15 protein-coding genes are annotated in these 14374 nt (G+C 57.8%); 4 read left to right on the top strand and 11 right to left on the bottom strand.

All coding sequences use genetic code 11. The annotated features are described in order from the left end of the window. Window positions 1-66: 66 nt before the first annotated feature. The 5 genes from F475_RS28190 to rplM form a co-directional block, all read right to left on the bottom strand. Window positions 67-849: a cytochrome c1 gene (locus F475_RS28190; protein WP_018930120.1), complete on the bottom strand. Its 783-nt coding sequence runs from the start codon at window positions 847-849 to the stop codon at window positions 67-69. Next, window positions 849-2060: a cytochrome bc complex cytochrome b subunit gene (locus F475_RS28185; protein ID WP_018930119.1), complete on the bottom strand. Its 1212-nt coding sequence runs from the start codon at window positions 2058-2060 to the stop codon at window positions 849-851. The genes F475_RS28190 and F475_RS28185 overlap by 1 nt, the downstream gene beginning before the upstream one ends. Next, complete coding sequence (petA, locus tag F475_RS28180; protein WP_111455296.1) at window positions 2060-2653, bottom strand: ubiquinol-cytochrome c reductase iron-sulfur subunit; 594 nt, start codon at window positions 2651-2653, stop codon at window positions 2060-2062. The genes F475_RS28185 and petA overlap by 1 nt, the downstream gene beginning before the upstream one ends. 267 nt (window positions 2654-2920) lie before the next feature. Then, window positions 2921-3313 (bottom strand): 30S ribosomal protein S9, encoded by a 393-nt coding sequence (gene rpsI / locus F475_RS28175; protein ID WP_003228056.1) that lies wholly within the window; start codon window positions 3311-3313, stop codon window positions 2921-2923. Window positions 3314-3327: 14 nt separating this feature from the next. Next, window positions 3328-3756 (bottom strand): 50S ribosomal protein L13, encoded by a 429-nt coding sequence (rplM, locus tag F475_RS28170; protein ID WP_007939824.1) that lies wholly within the window; start codon window positions 3754-3756, stop codon window positions 3328-3330. A 245-nt stretch (window positions 3757-4001) separates the two neighbouring features. Here rplM and F475_RS28165 point away from each other — a divergent pair, with 245 nt between their 5' ends. Next, complete coding sequence (locus F475_RS28165) at window positions 4002-5042, top strand: NADP(H)-dependent aldo-keto reductase (RefSeq protein ID WP_111455295.1); 1041 nt, start codon at window positions 4002-4004, stop codon at window positions 5040-5042. A 129-nt stretch (window positions 5043-5171) separates the two neighbouring features. On the opposite strand, the gene F475_RS28160 is transcribed toward F475_RS28165, so the two are convergent. After that, on the bottom strand, window positions 5172-6308 hold the full coding sequence (locus F475_RS28160) for an acyl-CoA dehydrogenase family protein (RefSeq protein ID WP_018930117.1): 1137 nt from the start codon (window positions 6306-6308) through the stop codon (window positions 5172-5174). Window positions 6309-6552: 244 nt separating this feature from the next. Between F475_RS28160 and F475_RS28155 the strand changes: the two genes are divergently transcribed. Then, complete coding sequence (locus F475_RS28155) at window positions 6553-7449, top strand: GlxA family transcriptional regulator (RefSeq protein ID WP_172901249.1); 897 nt, start codon at window positions 6553-6555, stop codon at window positions 7447-7449. Between the two features lie 84 nt (window positions 7450-7533). Here F475_RS28155 and zapE read toward each other — a convergent pair whose 3' ends face one another. The 3 genes from zapE to F475_RS28140 all read right to left on the bottom strand — a co-directional run bounded on the left by zapE (window position 7534) and on the right by F475_RS28140 (window position 10743). Then, window positions 7534-8628 carry a cell division protein ZapE gene (gene zapE / locus F475_RS28150; protein WP_019582361.1) on the bottom strand — a complete coding sequence of 365 codons (1095 nt, stop codon included), beginning with the start codon at window positions 8626-8628 and terminating at the stop codon, window positions 7534-7536. A gap of 90 nt (window positions 8629-8718) precedes the next feature. Further along, complete coding sequence (locus F475_RS28145) at window positions 8719-10074, bottom strand: tryptophan--tRNA ligase (protein ID WP_111455294.1); 1356 nt, start codon at window positions 10072-10074, stop codon at window positions 8719-8721. Between the two features lie 24 nt (window positions 10075-10098). Continuing rightward, window positions 10099-10743: an alpha/beta hydrolase gene (locus F475_RS28140; RefSeq protein WP_019582363.1), complete on the bottom strand. Its 645-nt coding sequence runs from the start codon at window positions 10741-10743 to the stop codon at window positions 10099-10101. Between the two features lie 144 nt (window positions 10744-10887). Here F475_RS28140 and F475_RS28135 point away from each other — a divergent pair, with 144 nt between their 5' ends. Beyond that, window positions 10888-11322 carry a YhcB family protein gene (locus F475_RS28135; protein ID WP_018930114.1) on the top strand — a complete coding sequence of 145 codons (435 nt, stop codon included), beginning with the start codon at window positions 10888-10890 and terminating at the stop codon, window positions 11320-11322. 150 nt (window positions 11323-11472) lie between these two features. On the opposite strand, the gene F475_RS28130 is transcribed toward F475_RS28135, so the two are convergent. Together F475_RS28130 and F475_RS28125 are read right to left on the bottom strand one after the other, a co-directional pair. Next, complete coding sequence (locus F475_RS28130) at window positions 11473-12204, bottom strand: OmpA family protein (protein ID WP_064616197.1); 732 nt, start codon at window positions 12202-12204, stop codon at window positions 11473-11475. 105 nt (window positions 12205-12309) lie between these two features. Then, complete coding sequence (locus F475_RS28125) at window positions 12310-12999, bottom strand: MBL fold metallo-hydrolase (protein ID WP_086946162.1); 690 nt, start codon at window positions 12997-12999, stop codon at window positions 12310-12312. Between the two features lie 170 nt (window positions 13000-13169). Here F475_RS28125 and F475_RS28120 point away from each other — a divergent pair. After that, the coding region (locus F475_RS28120; RefSeq protein WP_146602960.1) for a M10 family metallopeptidase at window positions 13170-14374 on the top strand (1205 nt) is incomplete at its 3' end.

The raw sequence follows: 14374 nt of genomic DNA, 5'->3' as shown, positions 1-14374 counted from the left end.
AGACTCGTTACACCTTCAGAGACGCCCCTGGGCGCGTGCGATTAACAGCAATGGCTTACAACGTTATCAATGGACGTCTTTCCAGTATTCACGCTTGAGCAAGTAAGCGAATACGAAGAAGAACGCCAGGTACAGCAACACATAGGTACCGATGCGCTGATGCTGCAGCTTCACCGGGTTGGCCGAGTAGGCCAGGAAGGTCACCAGATTCTTGACCTTCTCGTTGAACTGCTCTTCGGTCAGCGTGCCGGTTTTCGGCAATACGGTCAGTTGATCGCAGGCTTCATGAGTCAAAGCGGTGCCGGTCAGCGGATCGAACTGCTTCTTGCCGTCATCGACGACTTGAACCTGTTTACAGCCTACCACCTGGCGACCCTGCAAGCCGACCAGAACGTTAGGCATGCCGACGTTCGGGAACACCTTGTTGTTCACGCCCCATGGACGCGACGGGTCTTCATAGAACGAACGCAGGTAGCCATAGAGCCAATCCGTGCCACGAACGCGAGCCACCAGTGTCAGGTCGGGTGGCGCCGCACCAAACCAGGTCTTGGCGTCAGCCGGCTGCATGCCGATGCTCATGTGGTCGCCGATCTTGGCGCCAGTGAACACCAGCTTCTCGAGCATCAGCTCGTGAGGAATGCCCAGGTCATCGGCGACACGCTCGTAGCGCTGGAACTTGGCACTGTGGCAGCCCATGCAATAGTTGGCGAACGTACGTGCGCCATCCTGCATGGCAGCCTTGTCGGAAACGTCGATGTCGACTTTTTCCAGCTCTGGGCCGCCGTGTTCGGCCGCGAAGGACAGTGCTGGCAGAGCAGCAAGAATCAGTACAGCAAATAGTTTTTTCATCAGCCAGTCACCCTTTCCGGAACCGGTTTGGTCTTCTCGAGCCTGGTGTAGAACGGCATCAGAATGAAGTAGGCGAAGTACAGGAAGGTACAAACCTGCGACAGCAACGTACGTTCCGGGGTAGGCGCCATGACGCCCAGCCAGCCAAGAATCACGAAGGAGATGCAGAATACCCAGAGCCAGATCTTGCTCAGCCAGCCCTTGTAGCGCATGGACTTGACCGGGCTACGGTCAAGCCAGGGCAGGACGAACAGCAAGGCAATCGAAGCACCCATGGCAACAACACCCAGGAGCTTGTCCGGAACTGCCCGCAGAATCGCGTAGAACGGCGTGAAGTACCAGACCGGAGCGATGTGCTCAGGGGTCTTGAAGGCGTTCGCCACTTCAAAGTTCGGCTTCTCGAGGAAGTAGCCGCCCATTTCCGGGAAGAAGAACACGATCGCGCAGAAGATGAACAGGAACACCACCACGCCGACGATATCTTTCACGGTGTAGTACGGATGGAAAGCAATGCCGTCCAGCGGTACGCCGTTTTCGTCTTTGTGTTTCTTGATGTCCACGCCGTCCGGGTTGTTCGAACCCACTTCGTGCAACGCCAGAATGTGCAGCACCACCAGGCCAAGGATCACGATCGGCAAGGCAACCACATGCAAGGCGAAGAAACGGTTCAGGGTAATACCGGAAATCAGGTAGTCACCACGGATCCACTGGGTCAGGTCGTTTCCGATGACCGGGATCGCACCGAACAGCGAGATGATCACCTGGGCGCCCCAGTAGGACATCTGGCCCCACGGCAGCAGGTAACCCATGAAGGCTTCAGCCATCAGCGCCAGGTAGATCAGCATGCCGAACACCCACACCAGCTCACGCGGCTTCTGGTACGAACCGTAGAGCAGGCCACGGAACATGTGCAGATAAACCACGATGAAGAACGCCGAAGCGCCAGTGGAGTGCAGCAGACGCAGGATCGAGCCGTACTCGACGTCGCGCATGATGTATTCGACGGAAGCGAATGCTTCTTCCGCCGACGGGGTATAGCTCATGGTCAGCCAGACACCGGTAACGATCTGGTTGACCAGAACGAGCAGCGCCAGGGAGCCAAAGAAATAGAAGAAGTTGAAGTTCTTCGGGGCGTAATACTTACTGAGATGGTCTTCCCACATTTTGGTCGCGGGAAAGCGCGCATCAACCCAATCCATGAACTTGCTCATCACGCTTTCTCCGTATCGACGCCAACGACAATGATGTCATCGGTCTCATAGGAATGCGGGGGAACTGGCAGGTTCAAAGGCGCGGGTTGCGACTTGTAGACGCGGCCAGCCAAATCGTAGTGGGAACCGTGGCAAGGGCAGAAGTAGCCCCCGACCCAATCCTTGCCCAGATCGGCAGGTGCCACTTCCGGACGGAAGGTCGGCGAGCACCCCAGGTGAGTGCAGATACCGATCAGCAGCAGGACTTCTGGCTTGATCGAACGCGTCTGCGGGTCGACATAGGTCGGTTGCGTCGAGCTCTTGGAGGCGGGGTCAGACAGCTGGCCCTCAATCTTTTTCAGATTCCCCAGGATTTCCTCGGTACGGCGGACGATGAACACCGGCTGGCCGCGCCACTCAGCAATCATTTGCTGGCCTGGCTCGATTTTGCTGACATTCACTTTCACCGGTGCACCTGCGGCTTTCGCCTTGGCACTGGGAAACCATGACCCCACGAACGGGACCGCAGCCCCCACCGCTCCTGCAGCACCCACCACGGATGTGGCTGCTACCAAGAAGCGACGCCGGCCTGCATTCACGCCGTCATTGCTCATTCAGTCCTCTCCCATCAGCTTTGTGGCCTGTTAAATCAGGCGTCTACTAAGTAAAAATCTGAACTTATAAAAATTTTGCCGAATGGTAATGAAAAGCCCCAATTCTGACAAGGTAATTACCGAAGGGCTCCACTGCCAAGCCTTGTAGTATAGGGCCTCTGCGGATGTGGCAAGTTGTCACAGCGCAATTCGTTGATAAATAGCGCCCATAAAAAAACGCCCAGCTTCGCAAGGAAACTGGGCGTTCTTTTTGAACGTGAAAGCGAATTAACGCTTCGAGTACTGCGGACGCTTACGCGCTTTACGCAGACCGACTTTCTTACGTTCAACTTCACGTGCATCGCGGGTTACGAAGCCAGCTTTGCGCAGAGCAGAGCGCAGAGTTTCGTCGTAGTCCATCAGAGCGCGAGTGATACCGTGGCGGATTGCGCCAGCTTGACCACTTACACCACCGCCGATCACGGTGACGTAGATGTCGAACTTCTCGACAGTCTCAGTCAATTCCAGCGGCTGACGAACTACCATGCGGGCAGTTTCGCGGCCGAAGAAATTATCCAGCGAACGGTTGTTGATGGAGATGTTACCAGTGCCCGGACGCAGGAAAACGCGTGCGGTTGCAGTCTTGCGACGGCCAGTGCCGTAATTTTGAGTCGCCGACATAATGAACTATTCCGTTAAAACTTCAGTTCTTGGGGCTGCTGAGCAGTATGAGGGTGAGCAGCGCCCGCATAGACTTTCAGCTTACGATACATGTCGCGACCCAGCGGGTTCTTAGGCAGCATGCCTTTGACCGCGGTCTCGATCACGCGCTCAGGGGCTTTAGCGATCAGCTTTTCGAAGTTGATCGACTTGATGCCGCCCGGGAAACCGGAGTGGGAGTAGTACATTTTGTCAGTGGTTTTAGCGCCAGTAACACGTACTTGCTCAGCGTTGATTACGACGATGTAGTCGCCAGTGTCAACGTGAGGAGTGTACTCAGCCTTGTGCTTGCCACGCAGACGGCTCGCGATTTCAGTGGCCAGACGACCCAGGGTCTGACCAGCAGCGTCGACGACAAACCAGTCGCGCTTTACTGTTTCCGGTTTAGCAGTAAAAGTTTTCATTCTTTATAGCCTCAGGGGCCGCCCTGTAAATTAGACGGCGGATCTTACTGAATAGTGCGTACTTTGACAAGTCAAAGGCAGCCGGATACAGACGCTTTCGGGGGCTCGGGTCGGCGCGTCCGTTCAACGGCAAGATTCTTCGGCGGCGGCGCATCACTTCCACTGCAGAAAGAGGTGCGCAATTATGCAGATTGCGAAAAATATTTCAACCTGCTTTTATGATTGTTTTGCCCAAGGAGCACCCGATGGACTATCGCCAGCTAGGCCGTACCGATCTGAACGTGAGCGCCATCTGCCTCGGCACCATGACCTGGGGCGAGCAAAACAGTGAGACTGAAGCCTTCGCCCAGATCGAACGCGCCAAGGGCGCCGGGATCAATTTCATCGACACCGCCGAGATGTACCCGGTGCCGCCCAAGGCCGAAACCTACGCCACCACCGAACGCTACATCGGCAACTACTTCAAAAGTCGCGGCGATCGCGCCGACTGGATCCTGGCGAGCAAGATCGCCGGCCCCGGCAACACCATCGACTACATTCGCGACAAAAACCTGCGGCACAACCGCCAACACATCAGCGAAGCCGTGGACGCCAGCCTCAAGCGCTTGCAGACCGATTACATCGACCTCTATCAACTGCACTGGCCGGAACGCAGTACCAATTTCTTTGGCCAGCTCGGTTACAAACACAAGATCGAAGCCAATCTGACGCCACTGGAGGACACCCTCGAAGCGCTGGACGAACAGGTCAAGGCTGGCAAGATCCGCCACATCGGCCTGTCCAACGAAACCCCGTGGGGCACCATGCGCTTCCTTGCCCTCGCCGAAGCCCGTGGCTGGCCCCGCGCGGTATCCATCCAGAACCCCTACAACCTGCTCAATCGCAGCTTCGAAGTCGGCCTGGCGGAAATTGCCATCCGCGAACAATGTGGCTTGCTGGCCTACTCGCCACTGGCGTTCGGCTTTCTGTCGGGCAAGTACGAAGGTGGCGCGCGTCCGCCCAAAGGTCGCCTGAGCCTCTACAGCCGCTTCAGCCGCTATTTCAACCCACAGTCGGAAGCAGCGTGCAGTCGTTACGTGGCACTGGCCCGTCAACACGGCCTGGACCCGGCGCAGATGGCGCTGGCATTCGTCACACAACAGCCATTCGTGACCAGCAACATCATTGGCGCCACCACGCTTGAGCAACTGGACAGCAACATTGCCAGCATCAATTTGAAGCTGTCGGATGAAGTGCTGGCAGGCATTGAGGCGATTCACCAGGATCAGCCGAATCCTGCGCCGTAACTTACGTCGACGATCGTTCCCACGCTCTGCGTGGGAATGCATCCCGTGACGCTCCGCGTCACTTCCGAAGCGGACGCAGAGCGTCCATGGCGGCATTCCCACGCAGAGCATGGGAACGATCACGCTGCATTACAGCGACCGCGCAATAATCTCCTTCATGATTTCATTGGTCCCGGCATAAATCCGCTGCACCCGCGCATCCGCCCATGCCCGGGCGATCGGGTATTCCCACATGAATCCGTAACCGCCATGCAACTGCACGCATTCGTCGAGCACCTTGCATTGCAGGTCGGTGCCCCAGTACTTGGCCATCGCCGCCGTCGGCACGTCGAGCTTGCCTTGCAGATGCAGTTCCAGGCAGCGATCGACGAAAACCCGGCCGATCTGGATCTCGGTCGCCATTTCAGCGAGCTTGAAGCGGGTGTTCTGGAAGTCGGCGATGGCCTTGCCGAAAGCCTTGCGCTCACGGGTGTAATCCAGCGTCCACTGCAACGCCGCTTCGGCTGACGCCAAGCCTCCCACCGCGACCGTCAAGCGCTCCTGCGGTAATTCCTGCATCAGGTAAGCGAAGCCCATCCCCGCTTGGCCCAACAGGTTTTCCTTGGGCACCCGAACGTCCTGGAAGAACAGCTCCGAGGTATCTTGAGCCTTCATGCCGACCTTTTCCAGGCGCTTGCCCTTGGCGAAACCCGGCGTGTTGGCCTCCACCAGAAACAGACTGGTGCCCTTCGCCCCCGCTTTCGGATCAGTCTTGGCCACGACGATCACCAGGTCAGCCAGAAAGCCGTTGGTGATGAAAGTCTTCGAACCGTTGATCACGTATTCGTCGCCCTCCAGCACCGCGGTAGTCTTCACCCCCTGCAGGTCGGAGCCAGCACCCGGCTCGGTCATGGCGATCGCAGTGACCATCTCGCCAGACACCAGCTTGGGCAGGTATTTGTGTTTCAGCGCCTCACTGCCGTAATGCAGGATATAAGGCGCAACAATGTCCGAATGAAGAGAAAATCCGATCCCGGTCAGCCCCAGACGACCGACCTCCTCGATCACCACTGCGCTATAGAGAAAGTCTGCCCCCAGCCCGCCGTATTCTTCCGGCAGATGCGAACAGAGCATCCCCGCCTCCCCCGCCTTGTTCCAGAGATTGCGGTCGATATAGCCTTGTTTCTCCCATTGCCCATGGAACGGCACGGCCTCTTTTTCGAGGAACGTTCGCACGCTGTCGCGAAAAAGTTCGTGCTCGGGGCTGAACAAGGTTCTGGGGATCATGCGTCACCTGTCGTTATTGTCAGACGGAATTGATCTTCAGAGACTAAGCCTCGCTTCCGATACAGGACACTGGACACATCCGACAAAAAATAAGACGATCCAGCCGTCTGGTGACCACTTTCCCCTATAAGAATAAAGTTGAATTATGTCTAACCAAGCCTCCAAGCCCTTGCGGCGCGTCAGCATCCTGGCTATCGACCGGGTTTTCGCTTCCACCCTCATGCAAGCCAAGGATTTCTTCCATCTGGCCAGCCTGCGCTATGGCAAACAACTGGGCCACGGCCTGACACCGGCGTTCGAAACCCGGCTGGTCAGCCCCGACGGCAAACCGGTGAACAGCTTCAGCGACGTGATCATGCCGGTGGACGGCGGCCTGGAAAATGCCGACGTCATCATCCTCCCCGCCTTCTGGGACGATTTCGACACGCTCTGCAAACGTTATCCACAGGTCCTGCCGTGGCTGCGCGAACAACACGCCCGCGGGGCAGTGCTGTGTGGCGAGGCCACGGGGGTGTTCTGGCTCGCCGAAGCCGGACTGCTCAACGGCAAGGAAGCGACCACGTACTGGCGCTTCTTCAATGCTTTCGCTGAGCGCTTCCCGCAGGTTCATCTCAATCAGGACAAACACCTGACCGACGCCGACAACCTGTATTGCGCCGGCGGCACCACCTCGGCCTGCGACCTCTACATTTACCTGATCGAGCGCTTTTGCGGTGCCAACGTGGCCCAGGCCGTGGCTCGCGACATTCTCTACGAAGTACAACGCAGCTATGCGCCGGGGCGGATCGGTTTCGGCGGGCAAAAACTGCACCAGGATGTGATCATCCTGCAGATCCAGCATTGGCTCGAAGAACACTTCGCCGATAAATTCCGCTTCGAAGACGTGGCCCGCGAACACGGCATGAGCATCCGCAACTTCATGCGACGCTTCCAGACCGCCACCGGCGATAAACCGCTGCATTACCTGCAACGCCTGCGCATCGAGACCGCCAAGGGCTTGTTGTCCGGCAGCCGCAAGAGCATCAAGACCATCAGCTATGAAGTCGGATACGACGATGCGAGCTTCTTCGCCCGACTGTTCCGCCAGCATACGGAGTTGTCGCCGAATCAGTATCGACAGCAGTTTCAACAAGCAGCTTAAGGGCTGGACACCAATCCAGATTGGCTCTTCAGCGCGCATAAAAAAGGGCCTGCAATGCAGGCCCTTTTTATTTTCCGAAATGTCCTACGGCTTGTGCGCCCGGGACAGGAATTCGTGAGACTGCATTTCCAGCAAGCGGCTAAGCGTGCGCTGGAACTCGAAGGTCAGGCGACCGCCGGTGTAGAGGTCTTTAAGCTCGACTTCGGCGGAGATGATCAGCTTCACGTTGCGGTCGTAGAACTCGTCGACCATGTTGATAAAACGTCGGGCGATGTCGTCGGTGGTGACGCTCATCTGCTCGACGCCGCTGAGCAACACGGCATGGAAGATCTTGCCCAGTTCGATGTAGTCGTTCTGGCTGCGCGGGCCGTCGCACAGTTCGCGGAAGTCGAACCAAGCCACGTCATCGCAAGTGCGCACGGCGCGGATTTCACGGTTCTCGATCATCAGCACGTCGTTCTCGACGGCAGCCGTGCATTCCGGCGTCAGGGCCCGGAAACTCTTGCGCAGGCTTTCCTGGGCGGCTTCGTCCAGCGGGAAGTGGAACAGTTCCGCTTGCTCGAGGTGACGCAGACGGTAATCGACGCCGCTGTCGACGTTGACGATTTCGGTGTTCTGCTTGATCAGCGCAATGGCCGGCAAGAAGCGCGCACGTTGCAGGCCGTCCTTGTACAGACCGTCCGGCACGATGTTCGAGGTCGCGACCAGGGTCACGCCGTTCTTGAACAGTTCTTCCATCAGCGTGCCAAGGATCATGGCGTCGGTGATGTCGGAGACGAAGAATTCGTCGAAACAGATCACTCGCGTTTCGTCGGAAAAGCGCTTGGCGATGATCGTCAGCGGGTTTTTCTCGCCGCCCAGAGTCTTCATCTCTTCGTGCACGCGCTTCATGAAGCGGTGGAAGTGAGTACGGGTCTTTTCCTTGAACGGCAGCGCTTCAAAGAAGGTGTCGACCAGGTAAGTCTTGCCGCGACCCACGCCACCCCAGAAGTACAGGCCTTTGACCGGCGCCTGGTCCTTCTTGCCAAACAGTTTGCCGAGCAGGCCCGGTTTGTTCTGCGAGGCCGCGACCAGATCGTCGTACAGGCGCTGCAAATGACGCACTGCCGTTTCCTGCGCAGCATCGTGGAAGAATTCCGGGCGTTTCAGATCAGCTTGGTATCGTTCTAGGGGCGTCATAATTCGTTAGCAAGGCAACAAAAACGGGCCGTCACTGTAGCGACGGCCCGTGGGAATGGCAATCGACCCTTGGTCGGACCGAACCGTTGTTTATTCCTGAACCGGTGTCAGTGCAACCCGCAATGCGCCGATGGCAGCATCGCGAGCAGCACTGTCGGCGAAGGCCGGGCTGTCGGCCACGCACTCGCCTTCCAGCCAGACGCTGAAGTTCAGGTCTTCACTGCGCACGTCCAATGGCTGGCCGGATTGCAGTTGTTTGGTCACCTGACCTGCGGTTTTGCCATCGGCGAAGTGCCGCGACAGCAGCAGCTGCTCACCATCGGCTGCCAGCAGACGGAAGCGGAAACTGCCATCGTCTTCACGGAAGCTGACAAAACGCGCGGCTTTCGCGGCTTTCTTCTTGGTGGTGGCAGCGACTTGAGTCTGGGCGACGAAAGAACGCAGGCCGACCGCTTCACGCAACTCGTTGAGGAACGGCGTGGCCACTGCACGGGCCTTTTTCGCGCCGTGTTGCAGGATGTCTTCCAGATCCGCCGGACGCTCGATCAGTTGGTGATAACGCTCGCGGGACTCGCCCAACTCGTTGTCCAGCAACTGGAACAGGCGATTCTTCGCCTCGCCCCAACCCAGGCCCTGGAGCAATTCGCTGCGGAACTCGTCGGCTTGTGCCGGTGTAGCGAAAGCCTGGAACAAGGTGAACAGGTGCGAGTTGTCCGGATCTTTGGCTTCGCCCGGGGCACGGGAGTCGGTCACGATCCGCGAAATCGCGTCTTTCATCTCTTTGGCGCTGCTGAACAACGGAATGGTGTTGTCGTAGCTCTTCGACATCTTGCGACCGTCGAGGCCTGGCAGCGTGGCGACGCTTTCCTCGATCAGCGCTTCGGGCATGGTGAAGAACTCCTTGCCCTGGCCGAACAAGTGGTTGAAGCGCTGGCCGATGTCACGGGCCATTTCCACGTGCTGGATCTGGTCACGACCGACCGGCACCTTGTGGGCGTTGAACATCAGGATGTCCGCGGCCATCAGCACCGGGTAGCTGTACAGGCCCATGGTGATGCCCGCATCCGGGTCTTCGCCATTCTCGACGTTCTTGTCCACCGACGCCTTGTAGGCGTGGGCGCGGTTGAGCAAGCCCTTGGCGGCCACGCAGGTCAGCAGCCAGGTCAGCTCCGGGATTTCCGGGATGTCGGACTGGCGATAGAACGTCACCCGGTCCACGTCCAGGCCACCGGCCAGCCAGGTCGCGGCGATTTCCAGACGCGAGCGCTGGATGCGCAGCGGGTCATCGCATTTGATCAGGGCGTGGTAGTCGGCCAGGAAGTAGAACGAATCGGCATTGCTATCGCGGCTGGCAAGAATCGCCGGGCGGATAGCCCCCGCGTAATTGCCCAGGTGCGGCGTGCCGGTGGTGGTGATGCCGGTGAGGATACGGGTACGAGTCGTCATGGGTAATCGCTTGTCAGACTGCAATCAATTCGAAAGACGCGGCAGGATCAGATCCTTGAGATCGGTCAGCTTGCCATGAAAAAAGTGTCCGCATTCTGCCACTTTCAGCAGCTCATGGGGGCGATCGAGTGCGTCGGACCAATCGTAAACGAGTTGCGGATCGATCACTTCGTCGGTTTCCGGCTGGATCAGGGTCAATGTACCTTGGTGCGGCAGTTGATCCTGATCGCCCAGACGCATGACCGCAGGCGCGACCATGAACAGATGCTTGATCTGCTCACCCTTGGCCTCCAGCCGTCCGCCGAGACTGGCTGCAACAAAACCGCCGAAGGAGAAGCCGAACAGGGTCAAAGGTAATTCAGGATGTTTGGCCCGCAGCCACTCGGCCGCTGCCTGGGCATCGTCGACTTCGCCGGAGCCCATGTCGTGCGAGCCTTCACTGGCACCGACGCCACGGTAGTTGAAACGCAAGGTAATCAAACCGGCGTCCCGCGCGGTGCGCTGCAGGGTCGAGACGACTTTGTTGAGCATCGTGCCGCCCTGCACCGGGTTCGGATGGCAGATCAGCGCCAGGCCGCGGGGCTGCTCATTGTCCGGGCTCATGTTTTCCAGATACAGGGCTTCCAACTGACCCACCGGGCCATCAATCACTACAGGGGTTTCGCGCATAAGCAAGGAAGGAACTCCGTGACCTCGAATCGGGTCGACTCGTCTAGCAAATTGTCTGTGCCAATCTATTGCGAGTGAATCGCGGTATACAGCGCAGGTTCGAGCCGTTAACGTAAAGCAAAGCCGTTTATAGAGGAAGGACTCGTGGAACACTCGCTCTTAGTTTGGTTGTTGCCGACTCTTGCCCTGGTTGTGGGTGTCGCCATTGGATTCCTGATCGCTCGCCTGGTGCCGAATGCCGCTCCGAGCAGCACGCAACGTCAGCTGGATGATATTCAGGAACGTTTTGACAAGTATCAGAACGAAGTGGTCACCCACTTCAACAGCACTGCATCCCTGGTCAAGAAACTGACTCAGAGCTATCAGGAAGTGCAGGATCATCTCGCCGAGGGTGCCAACCGCCTGGCCCTGGACGAGCAGACTCGCCAACGCTTGCTGGCTGCCCTGCACGCTGACGCGGTGCAGGCTCCACGGGAACGCCTGACGCCACCGCGCGATCAGGAACCGCCTCGCGATTACGCTCCCAAAGCCCCGAACGCGCCGGGCATGCTCGATGAGCATTACGGCCTGAAGAAGTAATCAGGTTTCGCGCGACACAAAAAGCCCTCGGACGAGTGATTGTCCGAGGGCTTTTTTATTCTGAATTTTTCATCGCCTGAACAAGCGACACAAAAAAATGCCCGATCCTTTAAGGATCGGGCATTTTCATTTCAGGGAGAGGTCAGCCTCTCATGGGTACTGCTGGACAGTGCCTTGCTGTTGCTGGCCGCCGTATTGCTGGCCCGGAATCGCCTTCAGGTTGACCTCGACGCGGCGGTTCTGTGCCCGGCCATTGGCATCACCGTTGCTGGCAATCGGGTTATCCGGCCCGGCACCACGTGCCGACAGGTTGGCGCCGCTGACACCCTGTGAGGTCAGGTAAGTCGCCACGCTCTGGGCGCGACGCTGGGACAGGTCCATGTTGTGCTGGCGGCTGCCGGTGCTGTCGGTGTAGCCGACGATCTCGATCTGGTTCTGGTTGAACTCCTTGAGCGAGCCCGCCAGGTTGTTCAGCGGCTGGTAGAAGCTTGAGGCAATGTTCGCCGAATCGGTGGCGAACGTGATGTTGCCCGGCATGATCAGCTTGATCTGATCGCCCTGGCGCTGCACCTCAACCCCGGTGTTGGCCATGCTGGCGCGCAGCTTTTTCTCTTGCTGGTCGGCGTAGTAACCGTAACCGGCAGCAGAAGCACCCACCACGGCGGCGCCAATCAGCGCGCCCTTGCCACGGTTATCGTGACTGATGGCAGCACCGGCCAGCGCACCGGCCAGGGCGCCGAGGCCACCGTATTTGGCGGTATTGCTCATGCCCGTGGAGCTGCCATCGGCCTGACCCTGGTTGTCATAAGGGTTCGGCGATGCACAACCGGACAACAGAGCCACTGCAGTAGCGACAACGATCAAACGACGCGAGGTGAACATGGAGGAGCTCCTACTTTTTTTGCATTCTGTGGTGCAACGGACTTAAGCAATGAACCTTTGCGGGCGTTGGATCACTGGCAATGACAAAAATTCCGTCAGAGCCCTTCAAGCTCTTACAAAGGGGTTACCGCGCATTTCATCGCCCAGACAGGTGTCCGGGCCATGCCCGGCCACCACGGTTGCCTCTTCGTCGAGGGTATACAACCGCTGCTTGATCGATCGCACGAGTGTTGCCTGATCACCACCCCACAAATCCGTGCGCCCTACCCCACGCTTGAACAGCGTGTCACCGGCAATCAGCAGCTTAGCCTCTGAAAACCAAAAGCTCATGGAACCCGGCGTATGACCCGGCGTGTGCAACGCCACGCCACACCCGCACGCCAACTCTTCATCATCGGCCAACCAGCGATCCGGCGATGGCACCGGGGTGTAAGGCACACCGAACATCTGGCACTGCATCTCCAGGTTGTCCCAGAGAAATTGATCTTCTTTATGCAGGTGCAGGGTCGCGCCGGTTTTCTCCTTCAACTGACCGGAGGCGAGGAAGTGATCGAGGTGTGCGTGGGTGTGAATGATGCTGACCACCTTCAGGCCCAGGGCGTCGAGCCGCGCCAGGATCAGCTCGTGATTGCCGCCTGGGTCGACGACGATGGCTTTTTTGGTGATGGGGTCGCCGATGATTGTGCAATTGCACTGCAAAGGGCCGACGGGGAAGGTTTCGCGGATGAGGGTGGGGGTCGGAGCGTTCACGGGAGGCCCTGATAAGTCGATTTCGAACAGGATACCAGCGCGCATTCCTCAAGACTCACTGGCGCACGTCGACACAGATTTACTGGCCAGTTTTTTGACGCCATTATTAAAAAAATAGTGGCCATGTAATATCAATTGACGCTGACTCTGGTGCAAAATCGCGTCCTTGTAGCGGCCACATACAGGACGGTCGCAGCCTTCTCAGGATATTTAGAATGTCGTCTCCTCTTGGTTACATTTTAACAAAGCCATCTGTTCTAACCGGTAACCAACAAGTCGACAGCCTGATCTATGGCACCTCCTGGCTGAGCCCTGACTTCGGCGCAGACATCTTCGCGACAAGGCTGACCTATAGTTTCGTCACCCCCGGCCAATCGTATTTCTCTGCCAAATACAGCTTAAAAAATGAATTCCTGAACAGCTTCGCTCTGACATCGGCTCAACAAAACGCCGTGACCGGTGCGCTTGGCGCCTGGAGCGCCGTGGCTAACGTCAAGTTCACTCTGGTCAGTGACAACATCAACACTGTGGGCGACTTGCGATTCGGCGGCTATTGGGACATGGACGACGACGCCGCTGCCTGGGCCTACTTCCCCGACCGGACACCGCTGGCCGGGGATGTATGGATCAGCCCGGATACGAACAACCCTACCCCCGTCAAAGGCACTTACGACTTCATGACGTTCGTGCATGAAATCGGTCATGCCCTGGGCCTCAAACATCCATTCGAGTCGAGCCAATCCAACAGTACGCTGATCTCGCCCCTGCTCGATGATACGCATTACACGATCATGAGCTACAACAATGCGTACTCCTATCAGCCGACGACACCGATGCTGCTGGATATTCTCGCTATCCAGAAAATTTACGGCGCCAACATGCTTTGGCAAACCGGTGACAACGTCTATCGCTGGGCACCCGACCAATCAGTATTCGAAACCATCTGGGATGCCGGCGGAAACGATACGATCGATGCCAGCAACCAGCAGGCGGCTGTCAGACTGAACCTGAATGAGGGTGAGTTCAGCAACATCGGCAAGGCATTCGTCGACATCCCGAACCTGCAACTGGTCAATGACGGGCTGGCGATCGCCTTTGGCACCAAAATCGAAAATGCCACCGGTTCGGCTTTTAACGATGAGCTTATCGGCAATGCGCTGGGTAACGTTCTCGATGGTGGTGCCGGCCAAGACGTCATGATTGGCGGTGCAGGCAATGACGTTTACGTTGTGGATAACGTGGGTGACGTGGTGGTGGAAACCGGCACCTCGCTGAGCGAAATCGACACGGTTATGTCGTCGATCAGCTACACCCTGGGCAGCAACCTCGAGAACCTGACACTCACCGGCAGCGACCAGCTCGACGCCACCGGCAACGCCCTGAACAACGTGCTGATCGGCAACAGCGGCAACAACGTGCT

This window comes from Pseudomonas sp. URMO17WK12:I6, from assembly GCF_003253625.1.
Lineage (GTDB): Bacteria > Pseudomonadota > Gammaproteobacteria > Pseudomonadales > Pseudomonadaceae > Aquipseudomonas.
Note: the sequence above shows the minus strand (reverse complement) of the source record. Positions and strands in the feature narration are given on the sequence as shown.